The organism is Streptococcus sp. HMSC071H03 (assembly GCF_001813035.1).
Classification (GTDB): Bacteria; Bacillota; Bacilli; order Lactobacillales; family Streptococcaceae; genus Streptococcus; species Streptococcus anginosus.
Genome location: NZ_KV811169.1, coordinates 154,035 through 172,609, shown reverse-complemented (window position 1 = coordinate 172,609; position 18,575 = coordinate 154,035). Strand labels below are relative to the sequence as shown.

Sequence of the window (18,575 nt, the reverse complement as noted above, 5' to 3'; positions counted from 1 at the left end):
GCCGAACTCCAAAATGAATTCATGTAAGTTGAAGCTTCTTTTCTGGAACTATTTTGTTTTTCCAAGAAATCAAACACAGCACTTGTCAACAGTTTTTCTAAATTATAATCCACTGCTAAGCTAAGGATTCGTGCTTCTTTTTTGACTTCTTTAAACAAGAACAGCCACACTTGATAAAGCTCGGTTCTCATATTGAATTGTGCCAATTTATCGGTAATCTTTTGTACTGTTCGTTGGAAAATCTCTTGTAAAATTTCTTCTTTTGAATCATAATTTCGATAAAAAGCTGCGCGCGAGACACCAGCTCTCTCTACTAATTCAGAAATGGTAATTTTTGTCAACTCCTTCTTTTCCAACAATTGCAATAGCGAGATTTCTAAGGATTCTTTTGTAATTCGGTTAGATTCCTGATTTGATATTTTTAGATTTTCTAAAGATTTTTTCGATATTTTACGTTCCGACATAACATTTTCTTTCTACATGTAACAACCGACTGTAAAGGCTTTCTAAAGCGGTGTTTTCATGATATAATTGTAAAAAAAGGCAAACCTTTTGTCAATGTCTAATTAAGGGATCATCCCACTAAAGGAGAAATTGAATGACTTGGAAAATTGTAGCTGATTCAGGCTGTGATTATAGAACTATCGAAAACCTTGCTGTTGACACCTTATTTGAAAGTGTTCCTCTGACCATTCAAGTGGGCAATGAAATCTTTATAGATAATGCTCAGCTCAATATTGATAATATGATGGAAAAAATGTATACCACTTCTTCGGCTTCAAAGTCTGCTTGCCCTAGTCCAGATGACTATATGAAAGCTTTTATTGGAGCTTCAAATATTTTTGTGGTCACTATTACAGGAACCTTATCAGGAAGCCATAATAGCGCACAAGTGGCTAAAAAACTCTATATTGAAGAACATCCTAACGTGAATATCCATATTATTGATACTCTTTCTGCTGGCGGTGAAAATGATTTGATTATCAAAAATCTTAATCTTCTCATCGGTCAAGGGCTAAGTTATGAAGAGGTTGTAACAGAAATTACAGCCTATCAAGCAAAGACGAAGTTACTTTTCGTTCTTGCAAAAGTTGACAATCTAGTCAAAAATGGACGACTGAGCAAGTTGCTTGGAGCCGTTGTAGGATTACTGAATATTCGTATGGTAGGCGAAGCCAGTCAAGACGGCAAGTTGGAGTTGCTTCAAAAGGCGCGTGGTGCTAAAAAGTCACTAATCGCAGCTTTTGATGAACTCATCAAGGCAGGCTATGCCGGTGGACAAATCATTATTGCTCATCGAAATAATCTTAAGTTTTGCCAGCAATTTTCCGAAATGGTTCGTGAAAGATTCCCACAAGCTGTTATTGAAGTCATCCCGACTTCTGGCTTGTGCAGTTTTTACGCTGAAGAAAATGGTCTCCTCATGGGCTATGAGATTCAATAATATAACGAAACTGTAGTCAATCACTAAACTACAGTTTTTATATTACAAATATAGCAAACCAAAAACAACTAGCACACTAATCATGCTAAAAAGTGAGCCGATAAGATAGTATTCTGCAAAGGACTGACTTTCTGAAATCTTATTATATCGTGCGATTGACTTAGCAGTAAAGACTAAGCCAACGGAAGCAAACTGCCCAAATATAAGAGACAAAGCCATAATAAAACGCTCTAAAATCCCAATCATCGCCCCTGCACCTGCTATAGTGTCTTGGTTATCTCCCTTTGACTGATACCTACTGAAGAAAAGCTTAAATAAAATATTAACAGGCTTGCCAACGATTGCTAAGAAAAGAAGGGTTTGAGCAACTGACGCTCCATTTTTCAGCCATTGTGGATTGATTTTGCTGGCCAATAAAGCATAAAATAGAAAAATGCAAATAAAATGAAGGACTTGGTCAATGATGAAAACTTGCTTTGTGAGTCTCTTTATTTCTATAAACGTATTGAGCCTGTATTTCAAGAAATCAATAACTACATGACTAATCCAAACAGCAGCAAAGTAAATAATATTTTTCGGGAAAAAGATACTCAAAATCAGCAACGGCAGAAAAACAATGGCTAAATGCAGCAATAAATAAGGTAACTTTCGACATTTTAAATCTGCCATTTTTTGACTTTGCCATTGGAAATCAGCTAAAACATGTGCCAATAAGGTTAACAACAAGATTGGATGTTGTACAAAATAGTCTGAAAATCCCCACAAATTAGACATGTTTCGCCTCCTTCTCTATCGCATTTAACATCAAGTTCATCGCAACTCGTTTATTTCTGAGATAAATTTTTAACCCACTCGCCTTGATACGTTTGTTGAAAGCACTCGGAGTGATACCAAGTAGTTTTGCCATTTCTTTATGCGAAAATGTTTCATCGTATATATTTTCAGCTAGTAATTGTTTGAGGACATCATATTGGATATCTGTCCACTTGGACTGAATAAAAGAGCATGCAGCTAAAATAGCATTGATTGTCTGACCGACTTCTTCGTCTGCCAAAGAAACCGAAATGTGATTGATGCCATAGTCATTCTTGTCATGAACATAGTTAATCGCTTCTCTCGCCAGCCAATACGCCGGACCGTCAGAACCAATGCTTTGTTCTTTGTTAATTTCTGTAATCATATCTCCAGCACCAATCCCAAATCGAATTTCATAAGGAGCAAATGACATAGAAAGTTGCTCCATGATTTGAAACATATCCGAATTTGGTAAAAACAAAGCTTGAAATTCATCGCCAGCTGTGACCGTAAAGGGAGAAATTAAATATTTCTGATATTGCTGATTCAACTCTTTCATCAATTGCAACAATTGCTGTTGTGCCTGCGCTCGATCTTGTATTTTTTTTGATTTAATAATGTCTCCAATAAGAGCAATGTACATCATCTTTTCACCTCTTTTTGTCTATTATAATGGAAATTTTTAAAAATTTCCATTATAAAGGACATTTTCTAAAATTTCCATTATAAAGGACATTTTCTAATCTACCATCTCTAAAAAATACAGCTAAGCACATGATTGAAACCATCATTTGATCTGATAATGACTATCCTTTTACTTTCCATACCTTACCCAGCACTTCTCCAATCTTGCCCTTGATAACTAAGTCAGCTTGACTATCTTGTATTATATTGTTTTTATTGATTACAACTAAGTGCCGTCCTTGAAAATAATGAACTAAATTAGCAGCTGGATAAACAACTAGCGATGTTCCGCCAATGATGAGTAGGTCAGCTTGACTGATAACCTGAATAGCTTGAGAAAAAACTTCCATATTTAACGGTTCCTCATAAAGAGTCACATCTGGCTTAACTACACAACCACAAGTCTCGCAATAAGGAATGATTCCTGGCAATTTCAAAAAATCCTCTAAGTCATAAAAACGATGACAGTTGGTGCAATAATTTCGGTCAACACTACCATGAATTTTTAATACGTTCCTGCTTCCTGCCATCTCGTGTAAACTATCAATATTCTGGGTAACAATTGCTTTTAATTTCCCTAGCTTTTCTAGATAAGCTAAATATTCATGGGCTACATTTGGCTTAGCGTTAGGATAAATAAGATATTTCTTGTAAAAGTCAAAAAACTGTTCTGGATAACGTTCAAACATCGTATGTGAAACTAGTTGCTCTGCTGAAAAATGCTGGTTTAACTCAATATTGTAAATACCATTTGAGCTGCGAAAATCCGGAATACCAGATTCAGTTGAAACACCTGCACCACCAAAGAATACAATATTTTGGCTACTTTGAATGATCTGAGCCAGTTCTTCAATCTTGTCCATATCGCCCTCCTAAAAGTTACCAATATTATTAAAGAAAAAATCGGCTAGCAGAACTAGCCGATTCATATTATAGCTGAATTATTTTGACAAGTTATAGAAAGATTTCAAACCACGGTATTCAGCAACTTCACCAAGTTGGTCTTCGATGCGAAGTAATTGGTTGTATTTAGCAATACGGTCAGTACGTGACAATGAACCAGTCTTAATTTGTCCAGCGTTAGTTGCAACTGCGATATCAGCAATTGTTGAATCTTCAGTTTCACCTGAACGGTGTGATACAACGGCAGTGTAACCAGCTTCTTTTGCCATTTCGATAGCATCAAATGTTTCAGTAAGAGTACCGATTTGGTTAACTTTAATAAGGATTGAGTTAGCACATCCTTCGTTAATACCTCTTTCAAGATAAGAAGTGTTTGTTACGAAGAAGTCATCACCAACAAGTTGTACTTTCTTACCAAGGCGTTCAGTAAGTTTCTTCCAACCTTCCCAGTCATTTTCATCCATACCATCTTCGATAGTGATGATTGGGTATTTATCAACCAATTGTTCAAGGTATTCGATTTGTTCGTCAGCTGTACGAACTGCAGCTCCTTCACCTTCGAATTTAGTGTAATCATAAACTTTGCGTTCTTTGTCGTAGAATTCTGATGATGCACAGTCAAATCCAAGGAATACATCTTTACCAGGAACATAACCAGCAGCTTCGATAGCAGCAAGGATAGTTTCTACACCATCTTCAGTTCCGTCAAAACGAGGAGCAAATCCACCTTCGTCACCAACAGCTGTTTCAAGACCACGAGATTTAAGGATTTTCTTAAGAGTGTGGAAAATTTCAGCACCCCAACGAAGAGCTTCTTTGAATGTAGGTGCACCAGCAGGCACAATCATAAATTCTTGGAAAGCGATTGGAGCATCTGAGTGAGAACCACCGTTGACGATGTTCATCATTGGAGTTGGAAGAACTTTAGTATTGAATCCACCAAGGTAGCTGTAAAGTGGGATTTCAAGATAATCAGCAGCAGCACGTGCTACAGCAATAGATACACCAAGAATTGCGTTTGCACCCAATTTACCTTTATTTGGAGTACCGTCAAGTGCAATCATTGCACGGTCAATAGCTTGTTGATCGCGAACGTCATAACCAATAACTGCTTCAGCAATGATATTGTTTACGTTGTCAACAGCTTTTTGTGTACCAAGACCGCCGTAACGAGATTTGTCACCATCACGAAGTTCAACTGCTTCGTGTTCACCAGTAGAAGCTCCAGATGGAACCATACCACGTCCGAAAGCACCTGATTCAGTATAAACTTCTACTTCAAGTGTTGGGTTACCGCGTGAGTCTAGGACTTCGCGAGCGTAAACATCAGTAATAATTGACATTTTTTACTCTCCTTTGAGTTATTTTATTTACATTCCTATCATACCTTAAAAATCAGTTTTTTTCAAGGAAAAATCGTGCCTTTCTATGAAATTTACGATAATTTTCTATGTAAGCGTTTTATATTTCCGAATGTTTCTTGGATAAATTTCAAAAAAAGTATGCTATACTAACTTTATGACAGATATAAATAAAACAATAATGGAAAAATCTCAAGGGGGATTAAAATTAAATCCTGATGAGCAAAGAAAATTTTTAGGAACATTTGAAGAACGGGTCGTAGCAGAATGTAGCATTGATGAGGCTAATAGTGCTCCTATCCACGACCACTTTAAAGAAATGTTACAAAAGATTATCTTGGACTATCAGCCTGTAACTGTGAAAATATCTCCCGAGGTTACCAATCAGTATCAAATTTTTTACTTAAAAATAGCAAAAGACCTTGGCTGCAAAGCAACAATCGTGTCTAGTAACTGCAAGAATTCTCCGTTTGGCTTGGTCATTCATAGTGATCATCCAGTAGAAATAGCTGAAAAAGAAATTGCTAAACAATTTTCTGAGTTTTTCCAAACAGATTCAACTCAAAAAACAGAAAAGAAAACTTCTTTTTGGGAAAAGTTGTTTCATTAAAGAGGCGATTGATGCCAAATTTAGATAAACTAACCTTATTCTTTCAAGCAGAAAATCAAAGAGACTGGAAATGTACCAAAGTTTTTTACATTCTGATATTACTTGGGAATTGCACGGGCAAGAAGTTTCAGTCATTCATGGAATAGATGACTATCTTCTGAAGATTCAGCAAACCTATCATCAGAGCAACGTTCAATTTTCCTGCTTGCATACTTTTTCAACTAATGAAAATCGGATTGTTACTATTCTCAAAAACGATTTTGGTCAACTATCCTGTGATATTTTTGAGTTTGAAAATGGTTTAATTATCAGAGAATATGAATATTTATTATAATGTTTCCATGTCCGACAACTACTACACCTTGTAATCTAAAACAAATATAATGGGAGGTTAAGAACTTTTTGTTCTAACCCCTTTTTTATAGCAACATTCCTTCGTCTATGTCAAATTCTGTTAGGATTTGCTTAATGCGGTCAAAATTCAAGCGAAAATGTTCTAACGTATGAGCATCAGAGCCAACAGAGTATTTCGTTCCACCTAGTTCTTTCACCAAAGACAGGGCATAAATATAAATATCTTCATGATTGTAGAGATACATAGACTTGCCATTCAGTTCAAAAGCCAAGTTATGTTCTATCATTTTTTGAAAGAGGGTACGAAGTTGGAGTTCAAAGTTTTTCAGTTCTTCAACCGTCACATTAAATTTGCGAAAACCATAGTCAAAATGAGCCAAAACATCAGCTGGAATACTTTCAATAGCTTCTTCTAATTCTTTTAAATAATCTGGAATCCATTGCATTTTTTCCAATTGCAAAACAGGAGTTTCTAAGTAATCGAATTTCCCATTGTGATGAACAGATAAAAGTTTCAAATCATAATCTTTATCTTCTAAAAAAGCCAAAGTATCTTTCTTACGTGGTCTATAATAGCCTATTTCAATTCCTTTTTTGATTCGATTTCCATATTTCTTATTGAGAAAAGCTATTTTTCTAGAATAAGACTCATAATCAGGAATATCATCGCGAGGAGAGCCTGCATTATACGGATAGGGATTAGATAAATCCAGATGTTCAGTCGTCACAATTTCTCCATCATAATGTTCCAAGTAATCTCTAAAATCAGTATCTGAATCGTAAGAAAAGTAAGTATGAAGATGATTGTCACGCATAATATTTTTCCTCCTATCATCTCTATAACACTAAGGAATTATATAGTAGTTTATACTAACTACAATATATAGTATTTTTAAACAAGACTTTCCTAAATTTGATAATTATATTTTGTAGTTGTGTAAAAAATAAGTATATAATTTTCCTTATATTTGCTATTTTTATCATAAGCAGCAACAACTGGTTGCATTCATTAAAAATTAGATACAAATCACTTCTGCGATAATAAATAATGAGCTAATTTTTGATTGATTTCAATTGTTTACGAATCATTTGAAATACAATCACTAAAAGCGGCGTTAGTAAGATTAAAACTAGCCCTAATCCAATAAAAGTCTGATCAAAACCAAAACTGTCAATCAGCCAACCAACAATCGGAAAAATGATAATCATGCTTAAACTGAACATCATTGAAGCAACACTTAACATGGTCGCTCTGGCTGAACTTGGTAAATACTGTTGCAAATCATTGTAAAATATTGGTTGATACATGGCATACAGAGCATTTGTTACCAAATAAATCATAATATACATGAATGGTGTTCCCAAAAATGACAGTACATAAGCTGCTCCTGTTAAGCTGACAACTACTGGAAAAATCCGAAAAGAATGCCATGTTTTCCCAATCTTACTGGCAAGAGAAACTGCCAAAATATTTAAGACGCTACCAATCAACATAACTGTCGAAATCTGCCATCCTGCCAAGTCTGGCAATTGCTTTTGATAGTAAAAGTAAAACATGCACATTATTGTTCCAACGAATTGGAAAATCATCATCCACGCAAAAAGACTCGGACTACTTTTCATTTCTTCTTTTACCGTCAGGATTATTTTCTTCATCGTAACCACTTCGTCATTTTTCTTTTTCATTGTCGGTTCTTTTATCAACCAAATCAGAATTAAAACAATAATAGAAACTGCAATCATGATATAATAGGTAATATACAAATATCCATGTACAAATAACCCCGCTAGTACCGTTCCTAAAGAGATTGCTGCCTCAGAAACACCTGACATCAAACTTGATATTTTCAAATAACGGTCTTTTAAACCAGCTTCTACAGCAGAGTCATATAGCAGTGCAGAGCTCGTTCCTGAATCAAAGTTATAAGACAAAGCATTGATTATCATTGCCATTGCATATATCCAAAATTCCCTTGCCCTGTCAACATCAAAATAGATGACAAAATACTTGTTAAACGGCTGATATACAGATTAGCCTTATAAGAAAACCTGTCGGCTAACATGCCTGACGGAATTTCAAAAACAATGCCTGTTGCATGAAAAATACTCTCTAACAGCCCAATTTGCAGTAAAGACATACCATTTTGACTGAGGAATAAAATCCAAAAACTCGTAATACCTAGAAATCCTAAGAATTCCACTCCTGTCATAAGAGGAATATTTCTTTTGTAACTTCTCCTAAACATACTTTTTCCTTTACTAAGAAGAAACCGAACTTCCCGTTCAGTTTTCTAACTTATTCATTTTTCATAATATTTCAATTTTAAAGAGGTTGGGACATAAGCTCCCAACCTCATGCATTTTATAGTTTGGCTTGCAAAACCCAGTGGTTGGTTGGATATCCTTATCCCTTGTTATACAAGTGACAACGGCTATCCTAACCAACTTGTGCGGAGGCGGGAGTAAAACAGTCCAGTGGACTGTTTTAGGTCAGCAACTAGAAACTAGAACTTGCTGAAAAATCAAATTCTTCGAATGATTGATTTCTATCCCACTCTCACATTTCCTAAGGTTCAATTCTGTGGAGCATACGTGGGAATGGAATGGCTTCACGGATGTGTTTCGTTCCTGCAACAAATGTCACCATACGTTCCAAACCAAGTCCAAATCCAGCATGAGGAACTGAACCATATTTACGAAGATCTAGATAGAAAGCATAGTCATCAGGGTTCAGACCATTTTCTTCAATCTTCGCTAATAATTTTTCATAGCTTTCTTCACGAGCAGAACCACCTATGATTTCTCCATAGCCCTCTGGTGCTAAAAGGTCTGCACAAAGCACACGTTCTTCGTTACCAGGAACAGGTTTCATATAGAAAGCCTTAAAGCTAGCAGGGTAGTTCACAACGAAAGTTGGCACACCAAAATAGTTTGAAATCCAAGTTTCGTGTGGTGACCCGAAATCATCACCTCGTTCGATATGCTCATACTCAGCTTCTTCATCATTTTCGTGTTCTTGTAAGAGGTCAATTACTTCATCGTAAGAAATACGTTTGAAGGGTTCTGCCACGTATTTTTTAAGAAGATCAGTATCACGTTCCAACACTTCAAGCGCATGTGGTGCACGATCCAAAACTCCTTGAATCAAAGCCTTCACATAAGCCTCCTGAAGATCAAGCGACTCATCATGAGTAACAAATGGATATTCTGCATCCATCATCCAGAATTCTGTCAAATGGCGGCGTGTTTTGGATTTTTCGGCACGGAAAACAGGACCAAAGTCAAATACACGACCAAGTGCCATAGCACCTGCTTCTAAGTAAAGTTGCCCAGATTGACTTAGAAAGGCAGGAGTTCCAAAATAATCTGTTTCAAAAAGCTCTGTGGAATCTTCTGCTGCATTTCCCGATAAAATCGGACTATCAAATTTGATAAAGCCATTGCGGTCAAAAAATTCATAGGAAGCATAGATAATCGCGTTGCGAATCTGCATAATTGCCATTTGCTTGCGTGAACGTAGCCATAAGTGACGATGATCCATCAAAAAGTCTGTTCCGTGCTCTTTTGGTGTGATAGGATAATCATTGGACTCTCCAACGATTTCAATATCCGTCACGTCTAATTCATATCCAAATTTTGAGCGCTCATCTTCTTTGACGATTCCTTTTACCAAAACAGCTGTTTCTTGGTTCAAGTGTTTGATGATATTAAATTTATTCAAACCCTCTTCTTCACCAAATTTTTCAAGGAAATTTGGCTTGAAAGCCACAGCTTGAAAAAAAGCTGTCCCATCGCGTAATTGCAAAAAAGCAATCTTTCCTTTTCCTGATTTATTGGCAACCCAAGCACCAATCGTCACTTCTTCTCCGACATGATTTTTAACATCCATAATTGAAGTATATTTTGTTGACACGTTTTTTCTCTTTTCTATTTTATTTTTTATGATAAACAGCCTCAATGTTGTTCCCGTATGGGTCTATCACAAAGGCCGCATAGTATCCCACATGGTAATTTTTACGTTCGCCAGGTGCACCATTATCCTTTCCTCCAGCAGCCAAAGCTGCTTGATAGAAAGCATCTACTTCTTGACAAGTTTGAGCACTAAAGGCAAAATGCATCGGCTCTTGTTGACCAACATTTAGCCAAAAATCACCACCCGGATCCACATCTCGCGGTTCTGTGAAACTAACGACCTGCCCCGTATCAAATTGAAGGTGATAATTTAAAGGAGTTAAAGTGGCTTGATAGAAAGCTTTAGAAACTTCTAAATTCTTTACCTTAAGGCTAAAATGATCGATCATTTTTTAACTCTCCATAAACGCCTTGATACGATGAACGGCCTCTTTCAAGGTATCCATATCCGTCGCATAACTCAGGCGAACATTCTCTGGCGCACCGAAACCAGCACCCGTTACAAGAGCGACACCTACTTCTTCTAGGATTGCTGTTGTAAACTCTGTCACATCTGAATAGCCCTTCATTTCCATTGCTTTTTTAACATTTGGAAAGAGGTAAAACGCTCCTTGCGGTTTCACCACTTCAAAGCCAGGAACCTCTGCAAGCAAAGGATAAATGGTATTGAGACGTTCTTCAAAAGCCTGACGCATGGTTTCAACAGTATCTTGAGGACCCTTTAAAGCTTCAATCGCCGCATATTGGGAAGCAGCGGTTGGATTAGAAGTCGTTTGTCCAGCCACTTTACTCATCGCTGCAATGATTTCAGGCTCTCCAACAGCATAACCCAGCCGCCAACCAGTCATCGAATACGACTTAGATACACCATTAATAACAATTGTTTGCTTGCGAATAGCTTCAGAAAGACTCGAAATCGGTGTAAATTCATTTCCATTGTAAACCAAGCGGCCATAAATATCATCTGCCAAAATGAGAATATCATGCTCTACAGCCCAATTACCTATCGCTAATAACTCCTCAGCAGTATAAATCATTCCCGTTGGATTGGAAGGAGAATTGAGCACCAAAACTTTCGTTTTCTCTGTCCGAGCAGCCTCTAATTGCTCAACGGTTACTTTGAAATGATTTGCTTCTGTCGTTTGAACAAAAACTGGTATTCCTTCTGCCATCTTAATCTGGTCGCCATAACTAACCCAACACGGTGCCGGAATAATCGCTTCATCACCTGGATTGATGACACTCATAAAAAAGGTATAAAGGGAAAACTTTGCACCCGTCGCAACGGTCACTTGATTTGGTTTAATCGTATAACCATAGTATTTTGCAAAATATGCTACAATTGCTTCCTTTAATTCAGGCAGACCACTGGTAACCGTATAAAAGCTAGCTCTACCGTCTTTTATTGCAGAGATAGCAGCATCTTGAATATTCTTCGGAGTTGGAAAATCTGGCTCTCCCAAAGTCAGCGAAAGGATATCACGACCTTGTGCTTTTAAAGCTTTTGCGCGCGCTGCTGCTGCTAAAGTTACACTTTCTTCCATATTTAAAACACGATTTGATAATATCATAGCCCCTCCTTGCTGAGCAATGTTCCTGTTTCAAATCCAACATTATAATAAATTGTTCCAGACTTGACTTCCCAGATTGGTTGCTCTTTTACATAGCCAAATGTCACTTTATCAATTTGTTTGGCACCACTCTCTTTAGCGATTTGTTTTGCTTTTTCTTGACTAATCCCTTTGGACAATTCATAAGTATAGATTTTATCACTATCTGCTTCTATTAGAACAGCAAGCTGCGTCTTTTTACGATTTTTCCCCAAAAGACTATAATAACTTTTTTCACCGTTATAAATAGCAAAGCGATCCACTTTATCCAAATCCGCATATTGACGAGCAATTTTACTAGCCGTTACCTTAGCTGATTGGTAAGGATCCATAGATAGATTTAAAATGTAAAGGTAAGAAAAAGTGAGAACGGCCAAAACTATCACACTTCCGATAATATATTGCCAAATAATGAAATTTCTATCATTTTTTCTTCTATTTTTCACTCGTCCATTATACTATAAATAAGGACTTTTTTCTATCTTTTTCTAAAATTTGATTTTATTACTACTTATTGATAAAATACAGATATGGACAAACTAACAAAACTTTTTCAAGAAAATCGTCTTGATTTAAAAACAATGATTGTTTTAAATAAAGCTATTCGCACGATTCGACCTTTTGAAAATCAAGCGGCAAAGCAACACAAATTGACTCCAACTCAATTTTCAGTCTTAGAAACCCTTTATAGCAAAGGGAACTTACGCATTCAAGACTTAATTGATAAAATGCTTGCGACATCTGGAAATATGACCGTTGTCATCAAAAATATGATACGGGACGGTTGGATTTTTCGTACCTGTGACCCATCTGATCGACGTTCTTTTTTAGTCGGATTGACACCAGAAGGACGTAGTAAAATTGAAGCGGTTCTTCCAGAGCATATTCAAAATATCCAGCAAGGATTAAGGATTTTAACAGAGCAAGATAAAGAAGATTTGATTCGAATTTTAAAGAAATTTAAAGATTTGAGCTAATTTCTTGCTAACTAGTGATATTCGTTGTAACATAAAAAGGTACAAAAGAAAAGGAGAGTGACTTATATGTCTAAAAAAGTACTATTTATCGTCGGGTCTCTTCGCCAAGGCTCATTCAACCATCAGTTAGCTTCTCAGGCTGAAAACATTCTTGCTGACAAAGCTGAAGTTTCTTATCTTGATTTCAAAGATGTTCCATTTTTCAACCAGGATATTGAAAGCCCAGCTCCCGCGGCTGTTGCCAAAGCTCGTGAAGAAATTCTCGCTGCTGATGCTATCTGGCTCTTCTCACCAACCTATAACTGGGCAATTCCAGGAGTTGTTAAAAATCTCTTAGATTGGCTATCACGTGCACTTGACCTTTCAAACCCATCAGGGCCTTCTGCTCTTAATGAAAAACTTGTAACAGTTTCCTCAGTAGCCAATGGAACTTCTCCAGATGAAGTTTTCAAACATTATCGCAGCCTTCTTCCATTTATTCGCATGAAAGTTGTTGAACCATTTACTGGTGTTGCTGTAAACCCAGAAGCCTGGGGAACAGGTCAACTGACAGTTTCCGAAGAAAAACAAGCTGAACTCGCAGCTCAAGCTGAAGCATTATTGGCAGCTATTGACTAAAAACAACCCAAAACGGAATGATATTTTTACATCATTCCGTTTTTATTTATTCTCCTTAACAAAGACATAGGTATTTATCGTAGACAAATCCTCTCGGAAAGCAAAGCCTGCAAATTGCAATTGTTTGATTTCTTCTTTGCTTTTTACTTGGCTTTCAATTAAAGCTGTTAAAAATTGACCACGAGCTTTTTTAGAAATAGTTGAGTGAACTTTCAAACTTCCTTCTCTATCTTCTAAAAATTTAAACCGAAGCATCTTATCGCGCACAGATTTGGAAAACACCGTCTCAAACTCACTTGATAACAGAGACAAAATCATTTCCTCATCTGAAATAGCTGCGTCATAATCATTGCGCCAATAATTTTTCAAGCTTTTGCCAGAAATAGTACATTTTACTAAAAAATCCAAGCGATGAGGTGAAATCAACGCCATAACTGGTATAACACCATATAGACTAGAAGTGATGAACAAATGCTTGTCTACATACCTCAACTCTTGCTCCGTTAAGTGACTTCTTTTGATGTTTCGATACATAAGACCATCAAATAAATGCAAAGCTGGGTAAGTAAGAGCTTGCCCATTTTTTAATTGTTGAAGATGAATATACTCTTCTTCTGCACGTTCCAGACTAATATGATAGAAATCTGCTAATTCTTCAATAGAATACTGTGATAGACTAGCTACAATTATTTTTGTTTGCTCTGAAAGGAAACACTTGCTATGAGGTTTAAGGTTAAGATTCATTTCCTTTGCAGTTGGAATTAAAATTTTCATAATCTTATTGTATCAAAAGTTATTTTGCAGAACAAATGATTTTTCTCTTGACAACAGACAATCATTATCATATAATCTAGTTATCAAGACTAGATAAGGAAGAGGTGGATATTTTGGAAATCACAAAATTCCCAACTTGGGAAGAACTACCAGAGTTAGATCTTTATCTTGACCAGGTTCTCCTCTATGTGAATGGTGTCAACGAACAAGCATTTCATAGCACAGATAAGCCTTTAACGGCTGCTATGGTCAATAATTATGTGAAACACGCCCACATTCCAAAGCCAATTAAGAAAAAATACAATCGCGTACAGATTGCTCGTCTGATTGTACTGACGACCTTAAAACCTGTCTTTCCAATACCAGATATTATCAAGACGATTCAACTTCTGGTAGACGGAAAAGATTCGGCCACTCTTTATAATGAATTCGTTAATTGCATGCAAGAAGAAAAAGCTGACACAGTCGCACCTGCTATTGAAGCAGCTTGCCAAACGGTAAAATTATTTCATCAAACAAAAAAATTAGCTCTAGCCTTAGAAGGAGGTAAAACAAATGAATCAAACGCTTAAACTCAGCAAACAACTCAGCTTCGGGGAAGAAATTGCCAATGCTGTCACTCACGCTGTTGGGGCTGTGGTTATGTTAGTACTGCTTCCTATCTCAGCCATTTACAGCTATGAAGAACATGGTATGCTTGCCGCTGTCGGAGTTTCAATTTTTGTCATCAGTTTATTTCTGATGTTTCTTTCTTCAACGATTTACCATTCAATGAGCTATGGTTCTACGCATAAGTATATTCTACGGATCATCGATCATTCAATGATTTACATTGCTATTGCGGGAAGTTATACGCCAGTCGTACTATCTCTTATGAACAATTGGTTGGGTTATCTTATTATCACAATTCAATGGGGAACGACCATTTTTGGTATTTTGTATAAAATATTTGCTAAAAAAGTTAATGAAAAATTTAGCTTGGCACTTTATCTTATTATGGGCTGGTTAGTGATTCTGATCATTCCGCAAATCATTGGTCAAACGGGACCTATTTTCTGGGGATTGATGTTAGCTGGAGGACTCTGTTATACTGTTGGTGCAGGATTTTATGCTAAGAAAAAACCATATTTCCACATGATTTGGCACCTCTTTATCCTAGCTGCTTCTGCACTTCAATATCTTGCTATTGTCTATTTTATGTAAAACATTTTAAAAACAATCATTCTCTAAGTCGCTCTTCTTAGCAGAATGATTGTTTTTCTATCAAAAAAGCCAGGCTACTTTGAAAAGTAACTTGGCTTTTTGCAATAGTTTATTTTGATTTAATATAATTGACACCGTCTGCTTTGGTGCAACAGCTTTTCCGAAGAATGCTGCCAACACAACAATAGTCAATACATAAGGTGCAATTTGTAGGTACACAGCTGGTACATGTGATAGGAATGGTAATTGACTTCCGATAACGGCTAAACTTTGAGATAGTCCAAAGAATAGACTTGAAAGCATAGCGCCAATTGGATTCCATTTACCAAAAATCATAGCAGCCAGCGAGATGAACCCTGGTCCGATAATGGTTGTCGCAGCGAAGTTTACAGAAATAGATTGTGCATAAATCGCTCCACCGACACCGCCAAGAAAACCTGAAATCATCACACCGTAATAACGCATGAGATAAACATTGATACCGAGGGTGTCTGCCGCTTGTGGGTGTTCACCTACGGAGCGCAAACGAAGCCCAAATTTCGTCTTAAACATAATGAACCATGCTAGGAAAGCAAATGCAACTGCAATATACCCCATTAGACTGGTGTGTTTAAAGAAGATATCTCCAATGACAGGAATATCTGATAATAGTGGAAAATTAAATTTACCAAATGATACTTGAATATTATCTGTTTGCCCTTTATTATAGAAAGCTTTTACCAAGAAAATCGCTAACGCAGGCGCCATCAAATTGAGCACTGTACCACTAACAACATGGTCCGCACGGAAATTGATAGTTGCTACAGCATGAATGAGTGAGAAAATTAGTCCCACAATACCACCGACTAAAAGTGCTAACCAAGGTGTTAAACTTCCAAAGGTATTCACAAAAGTAAGGTTAAAGACAACTCCTGAGAAAGCTCCCATAACCATAATACCTTCAAGTCCGACATTGACAATCCCAGCATGCTCTGAGAAGGCACCACCGATACTAGTAAAGATTAAAGGTGCCGCATAAATCAGCATAGAGGAAACTAACAGACTTAACATTGTTACAAAATTCATCTTATTTTCCTCCCTTTACTTTTGCTTGTTTTCTTGGTTTGATAAAGTGTTCAATGATGTAATGAATACTTACAAAGAAAATAATTGATGCTGTTACAATATTTACCAGCTCCGCTGGAATCGTTGCGGTGTTCATACCTGGAGCTCCGACTTGAAGCACGGCAAATAAGAATGCTGCAAAGAGAATACCAATTGGTGAATTATTTGCCAGCAAGCTAACGGCCATACCATTAAAGCCGACAGCTAGGGAACTTCCTTGTACATAGACATTTTGGAAAGTTCCAAGTCCTTCAACAACACCTCCGACACCGGCAAGGGCACCTGAGATAATCATTGAAAGAATAATCGTCCGTTTAGCAGACATCCCTGCATATTCACTCGCATTTGGATTTAGCCCGACAGAACGGATTTCAAATCCAAGCGTTGTTTTTTTCAGCATAAACCAAATAAGAACAACGGCAATAACTGCAAAGAAGATTCCGATATTCATCCGTGAATTATTGGTCAATGCCCGTAACCATTCTGTTTGATAGGTTGCATTAGCCCCAACTTTAACACTTGAGTCAATACTTTGCATAACACTTTTTGGGAAACTATGAATCATTGCATTTCCAACGTAAAGAACGATATAGTTCATCATAATCGTAACGATAACTTCACTTGTTCCCAAATAAGCACGAAGAATACCAGGAATAGCACCGATAATCCCACCAGCTACTGCTGCAATGACAACCGTAGCAAGAATCATAATTGGGCGAGGAAGATTAGGAAATGAAAGCGCAAACCAGCCACTCAAAATCCAACCAGCTAAAGCTTGCCCTGGCAAACCGACATTAAAGAATCCAGCCCGACTTGCTACTGCAAACCCAAGAGCAATTAAAATAAGTGGACCCATTGCACGGAAAATTTCACCAATACTACGGATAGTACCAAAAGCAGCTTTGAACAGCTCTTCATAACCCCAGATAGCATCATAGCCAAAAATCCACATTATAATGGCACCAAGTAAAATTCCAAGAACAACGGAAATCAAAGGCACCGCAATTTGCTGCGTTTTCTTAGTCATTTGAATCTCCCTTCTTAATTTCACCACCAGCCATCAAGATACCCAACTCTTGTTTATTAGTTTCTGCTGGAGTTACAATACCTTGAATCTTACCATCATGAATAACAGCAATACGGTCTGAAACATTCAGGATTTCATCTAATTCAAAGCTGACCACAAGCACTGCTTTACCCTTATCACGTTCTTCAATCAAACGTTTATGAATGTATTCAATCGCTCCAACATCTAATCCACGAGTTGGCTGACTAACGATTAGAAGGTCAGGATTGCGGTCTATTTCACGAGCAATAATGGCTTTTTGTTGATTTCCTCCTGAAAGAGCAGATGCTGGAACACTTTCACTTGCAGCCCGAACATCAAATTCATCCATTAACTTTCGTGCATAAGAAGTGATATTATTGTAATTCAAAATTCCATTTTTGCTTAATGGCTCCTTGTAATAAGTTTGCAGAGCCATATTCTCAGACAACATCATATCTAAAACCAAGCCATCACGATGACGGTCTTCCGGCACATGACTAACTTGCATTTCGGTAATTTTCCGCGGAGATAAGCCAACGACTTCTTTCCCCTTAATGGTAATGCTACCTGATTTCACCTTCCGAAGACCTGTGATTGCTTGAACTAGCTCGCTTTGTCCGTTGCCATCAATCCCGGCAATCCCAACAATTTCACCAGCTCGTACATCCAAAGATAAATTTTTAACAGCAGGCACACCACGATTCTCATTCACAACCAAATCCTTAATAGATAGAACAGCTTCTTTGGGATTTGAAGCTTCTTTTTCCGTTGTAAAGGATACCGAACGTCCCACCATCATTTCAGCAAGATCTTTATTCGTTGCGCCACCAATTTCAACGGTTTGAATACTCTTACCGCGACGGATGACAGTTACACGATCAGAAACAGCACGGATTTCATCCAATTTATGTGTAATCAAAATAATGGATTTTCCTTCTTTGACTAGATTTTTCATGATATGTTCTAGTTCTTCAATTTCTGAAGGAGTTAATACTGCTGTTGGTTCGTCAAAAATCAAGATATCTGCGCCACGATATAATGTTTTCAAGATTTCAACACGTTGTTGCGCACCAACTGAAATATCTTCAACTTTTGCAGTCGGATCCACAGCTAAACCATATTTTTCGGATAGTTCCTTGATGTCTTTGATTGCCTTTCGAATATCTAAAACACCATTT

General features: G+C 37.1%; 19 protein-coding genes and 3 pseudogenes. 7 read left to right on the top strand and 15 right to left on the bottom strand.

The window, feature by feature from the left end; genetic code table 11:
• Nucleotides 1-464, bottom strand: a 464-nt coding sequence (locus tag HMPREF2887_RS08060) for a TetR/AcrR family transcriptional regulator (protein ID WP_261673887.1), incomplete at its 3' end; no start/stop codon positions are given.
• A 134-nt stretch (nucleotides 465-598) separates the two neighbouring features.
• Here HMPREF2887_RS08060 and HMPREF2887_RS08055 point away from each other — a divergent pair.
• Nucleotides 599-1,444 carry a DegV family protein gene (locus HMPREF2887_RS08055; protein ID WP_057489671.1) on the top strand — a complete coding sequence of 282 codons (846 nt, stop codon included), beginning with the start codon at nucleotides 599-601 and terminating at the stop codon, nucleotides 1,442-1,444.
• A gap of 42 nt (nucleotides 1,445-1,486) precedes the next feature.
• Here HMPREF2887_RS08055 and HMPREF2887_RS08050 read toward each other — a convergent pair whose 3' ends face one another.
• From HMPREF2887_RS08050 to eno, 4 genes are all read right to left on the bottom strand, one after another.
• Nucleotides 1,487-2,218 (bottom strand): DUF3307 domain-containing protein, encoded by a 732-nt coding sequence (locus HMPREF2887_RS08050; RefSeq protein WP_003042928.1) that lies wholly within the window; start codon nucleotides 2,216-2,218, stop codon nucleotides 1,487-1,489.
• Entirely contained in the window at nucleotides 2,211-2,885 is a 675-nt protein-coding gene (locus HMPREF2887_RS08045; protein ID WP_049533379.1) for a SatD family protein, read from the bottom strand. Before HMPREF2887_RS08045 ends, HMPREF2887_RS08050 begins: the two co-directional genes overlap by 8 nt.
• Before the next feature lie 160 nt (nucleotides 2,886-3,045).
• Nucleotides 3,046-3,786 (bottom strand): NAD-dependent protein deacylase, encoded by a 741-nt coding sequence (locus tag HMPREF2887_RS08040; protein WP_057489672.1) that lies wholly within the window; start codon nucleotides 3,784-3,786, stop codon nucleotides 3,046-3,048.
• A gap of 78 nt (nucleotides 3,787-3,864) precedes the next feature.
• Complete coding sequence (eno, locus tag HMPREF2887_RS08035; RefSeq protein ID WP_003024397.1) at nucleotides 3,865-5,169, bottom strand: surface-displayed alpha-enolase; 1,305 nt, start codon at nucleotides 5,167-5,169, stop codon at nucleotides 3,865-3,867.
• Between the two features lie 175 nt (nucleotides 5,170-5,344).
• Between eno and HMPREF2887_RS08030 the strand changes: the two genes are divergently transcribed.
• Together HMPREF2887_RS08030 and HMPREF2887_RS08025 are read left to right on the top strand one after the other, a co-directional pair.
• On the top strand, nucleotides 5,345-5,797 hold the full coding sequence (locus tag HMPREF2887_RS08030; protein ID WP_021001720.1) for a YueI family protein: 453 nt from the start codon (nucleotides 5,345-5,347) through the stop codon (nucleotides 5,795-5,797).
• Between the two features lie 11 nt (nucleotides 5,798-5,808).
• Nucleotides 5,809-6,131, top strand: a pseudogene (locus tag HMPREF2887_RS08025) (nuclear transport factor 2 family protein).
• 85 nt (nucleotides 6,132-6,216) lie between these two features.
• Here HMPREF2887_RS08025 and HMPREF2887_RS08020 read toward each other — a convergent pair.
• From HMPREF2887_RS08020 to HMPREF2887_RS07995, 6 genes and pseudogenes are all read right to left on the bottom strand, one after another.
• Nucleotides 6,217-6,966 (bottom strand): PHP domain-containing protein, encoded by a 750-nt coding sequence (locus HMPREF2887_RS08020; RefSeq protein ID WP_021001722.1) that lies wholly within the window; start codon nucleotides 6,964-6,966, stop codon nucleotides 6,217-6,219.
• A 238-nt stretch (nucleotides 6,967-7,204) separates the two neighbouring features.
• Nucleotides 7,205-8,397, bottom strand: a pseudogene (locus HMPREF2887_RS08015) (MFS transporter).
• 320 nt (nucleotides 8,398-8,717) lie between these two features.
• The gene (gene asnS / locus HMPREF2887_RS08010; RefSeq protein WP_003024388.1) at nucleotides 8,718-10,064 is read right to left on the bottom strand and encodes an asparagine--tRNA ligase; all 1,347 of its coding nucleotides are present in this window, start codon (nucleotides 10,062-10,064) and stop codon (nucleotides 8,718-8,720) included.
• 19 nt (nucleotides 10,065-10,083) lie between these two features.
• A complete protein-coding gene (locus HMPREF2887_RS08005; protein ID WP_021001725.1) occupies nucleotides 10,084-10,452 on the bottom strand; it encodes a VOC family protein in 369 nt (122 codons plus the stop codon).
• A 3-nt stretch (nucleotides 10,453-10,455) separates the two neighbouring features.
• On the bottom strand, nucleotides 10,456-11,634 hold the full coding sequence (locus tag HMPREF2887_RS08000) for a pyridoxal phosphate-dependent aminotransferase (protein ID WP_021001726.1): 1,179 nt from the start codon (nucleotides 11,632-11,634) through the stop codon (nucleotides 10,456-10,458).
• On the bottom strand, nucleotides 11,631-12,119 hold the full coding sequence (locus HMPREF2887_RS07995) for a cell wall elongation regulator TseB-like domain-containing protein (protein WP_057489673.1): 489 nt from the start codon (nucleotides 12,117-12,119) through the stop codon (nucleotides 11,631-11,633). The genes HMPREF2887_RS08000 and HMPREF2887_RS07995 overlap by 4 nt, the downstream gene beginning before the upstream one ends.
• An 84-nt stretch (nucleotides 12,120-12,203) precedes the next feature.
• Here HMPREF2887_RS07995 and HMPREF2887_RS07990 point away from each other — a divergent pair, with 84 nt between their 5' ends.
• Both HMPREF2887_RS07990 and HMPREF2887_RS07985 read left to right on the top strand, forming a co-directional pair.
• Entirely contained in the window at nucleotides 12,204-12,650 is a 447-nt protein-coding gene (locus HMPREF2887_RS07990) for a MarR family winged helix-turn-helix transcriptional regulator (RefSeq protein WP_057489674.1), read from the top strand.
• A 66-nt stretch (nucleotides 12,651-12,716) separates the two neighbouring features.
• A complete protein-coding gene (locus HMPREF2887_RS07985) occupies nucleotides 12,717-13,268 on the top strand; it encodes an NADPH-dependent FMN reductase (protein WP_003041996.1) in 552 nt (183 codons plus the stop codon).
• A 42-nt stretch (nucleotides 13,269-13,310) separates the two neighbouring features.
• Here the strand turns inward: HMPREF2887_RS07985 and yaaA are convergent, their stop codons facing one another.
• Nucleotides 13,311-14,042 carry a peroxide stress protein YaaA gene (gene yaaA / locus HMPREF2887_RS07980; protein WP_057489675.1) on the bottom strand — a complete coding sequence of 244 codons (732 nt, stop codon included), beginning with the start codon at nucleotides 14,040-14,042 and terminating at the stop codon, nucleotides 13,311-13,313.
• A gap of 113 nt (nucleotides 14,043-14,155) precedes the next feature.
• Between yaaA and HMPREF2887_RS07975 the strand changes: the two genes are divergently transcribed.
• Entirely contained in the window at nucleotides 14,156-14,614 is a 459-nt protein-coding gene (locus HMPREF2887_RS07975; protein ID WP_021001731.1) for a DUF1836 domain-containing protein, read from the top strand.
• Nucleotides 14,598-15,245 carry a PAQR family membrane homeostasis protein TrhA gene (gene trhA / locus HMPREF2887_RS07970; protein WP_003024373.1) on the top strand — a complete coding sequence of 216 codons (648 nt, stop codon included), beginning with the start codon at nucleotides 14,598-14,600 and terminating at the stop codon, nucleotides 15,243-15,245. The genes HMPREF2887_RS07975 and trhA overlap by 17 nt, the downstream gene beginning before the upstream one ends.
• Nucleotides 15,246-15,354: 109 nt before the next feature.
• Here the strand turns inward: trhA and HMPREF2887_RS07965 are convergent.
• The 3 genes and pseudogenes from HMPREF2887_RS07965 to HMPREF2887_RS07955 all read right to left on the bottom strand — a co-directional run.
• Nucleotides 15,355-16,310, bottom strand: a pseudogene (locus HMPREF2887_RS07965) (ABC transporter permease).
• A 1-nt stretch (nucleotide 16,311) separates the two neighbouring features.
• Nucleotides 16,312-17,376 carry an ABC transporter permease gene (locus HMPREF2887_RS07960; RefSeq protein ID WP_003036657.1) on the bottom strand — a complete coding sequence of 355 codons (1,065 nt, stop codon included), beginning with the start codon at nucleotides 17,374-17,376 and terminating at the stop codon, nucleotides 16,312-16,314.
• Nucleotides 17,369-18,575: ABC transporter ATP-binding protein (locus tag HMPREF2887_RS07955; protein WP_084741072.1), on the bottom strand; the 1,207-nt coding region annotated here is incomplete at its 5' end. The genes HMPREF2887_RS07955 and HMPREF2887_RS07960, both read right to left, overlap by 8 nt.

Bases quoted from the DNA above. Each gene is read 5' to 3' on its own strand.
- HMPREF2887_RS07960 (WP_003036657.1), bottom strand. From the start codon at position 17,376: ATGACTAAGAAAACGCAGCAAATTGCGGTGCCTTTGATTTCCGTTGTT.
- trhA (WP_003024373.1), top strand. From the start codon at position 14,598: ATGAATCAAACGCTTAAACTCAGCAAACAACTCAGCTTCGGGGAAGAA.
- HMPREF2887_RS08040 (WP_057489672.1), bottom strand. From the start codon at position 3,786: ATGGACAAGATTGAAGAACTGGCTCAGATCATTCAAAGTAGCCAAAAT.
- HMPREF2887_RS08055 (WP_057489671.1), top strand. From the start codon at position 599: ATGACTTGGAAAATTGTAGCTGATTCAGGCTGTGATTATAGAACTATC.
- HMPREF2887_RS08045 (WP_049533379.1), bottom strand. From the start codon at position 2,885: ATGATGTACATTGCTCTTATTGGAGACATTATTAAATCAAAAAAAATA.
- HMPREF2887_RS08005 (WP_021001725.1), bottom strand. From the start codon at position 10,452: ATGATCGATCATTTTAGCCTTAAGGTAAAGAATTTAGAAGTTTCTAAA.
- yaaA (WP_057489675.1), bottom strand. From the start codon at position 14,042: ATGAAAATTTTAATTCCAACTGCAAAGGAAATGAATCTTAACCTTAAA.
- eno (WP_003024397.1), bottom strand. From the start codon at position 5,169: ATGTCAATTATTACTGATGTTTACGCTCGCGAAGTCCTAGACTCACGC.
- HMPREF2887_RS07985 (WP_003041996.1), top strand. From the start codon at position 12,717: ATGTCTAAAAAAGTACTATTTATCGTCGGGTCTCTTCGCCAAGGCTCA.
- HMPREF2887_RS08030 (WP_021001720.1), top strand. From the start codon at position 5,345: ATGACAGATATAAATAAAACAATAATGGAAAAATCTCAAGGGGGATTA.
- HMPREF2887_RS07990 (WP_057489674.1), top strand. From the start codon at position 12,204: ATGGACAAACTAACAAAACTTTTTCAAGAAAATCGTCTTGATTTAAAA.
- HMPREF2887_RS08050 (WP_003042928.1), bottom strand. From the start codon at position 2,218: ATGTCTAATTTGTGGGGATTTTCAGACTATTTTGTACAACATCCAATC.
- HMPREF2887_RS08000 (WP_021001726.1), bottom strand. From the start codon at position 11,634: ATGATATTATCAAATCGTGTTTTAAATATGGAAGAAAGTGTAACTTTA.
- HMPREF2887_RS08020 (WP_021001722.1), bottom strand. From the start codon at position 6,966: ATGCGTGACAATCATCTTCATACTTACTTTTCTTACGATTCAGATACT.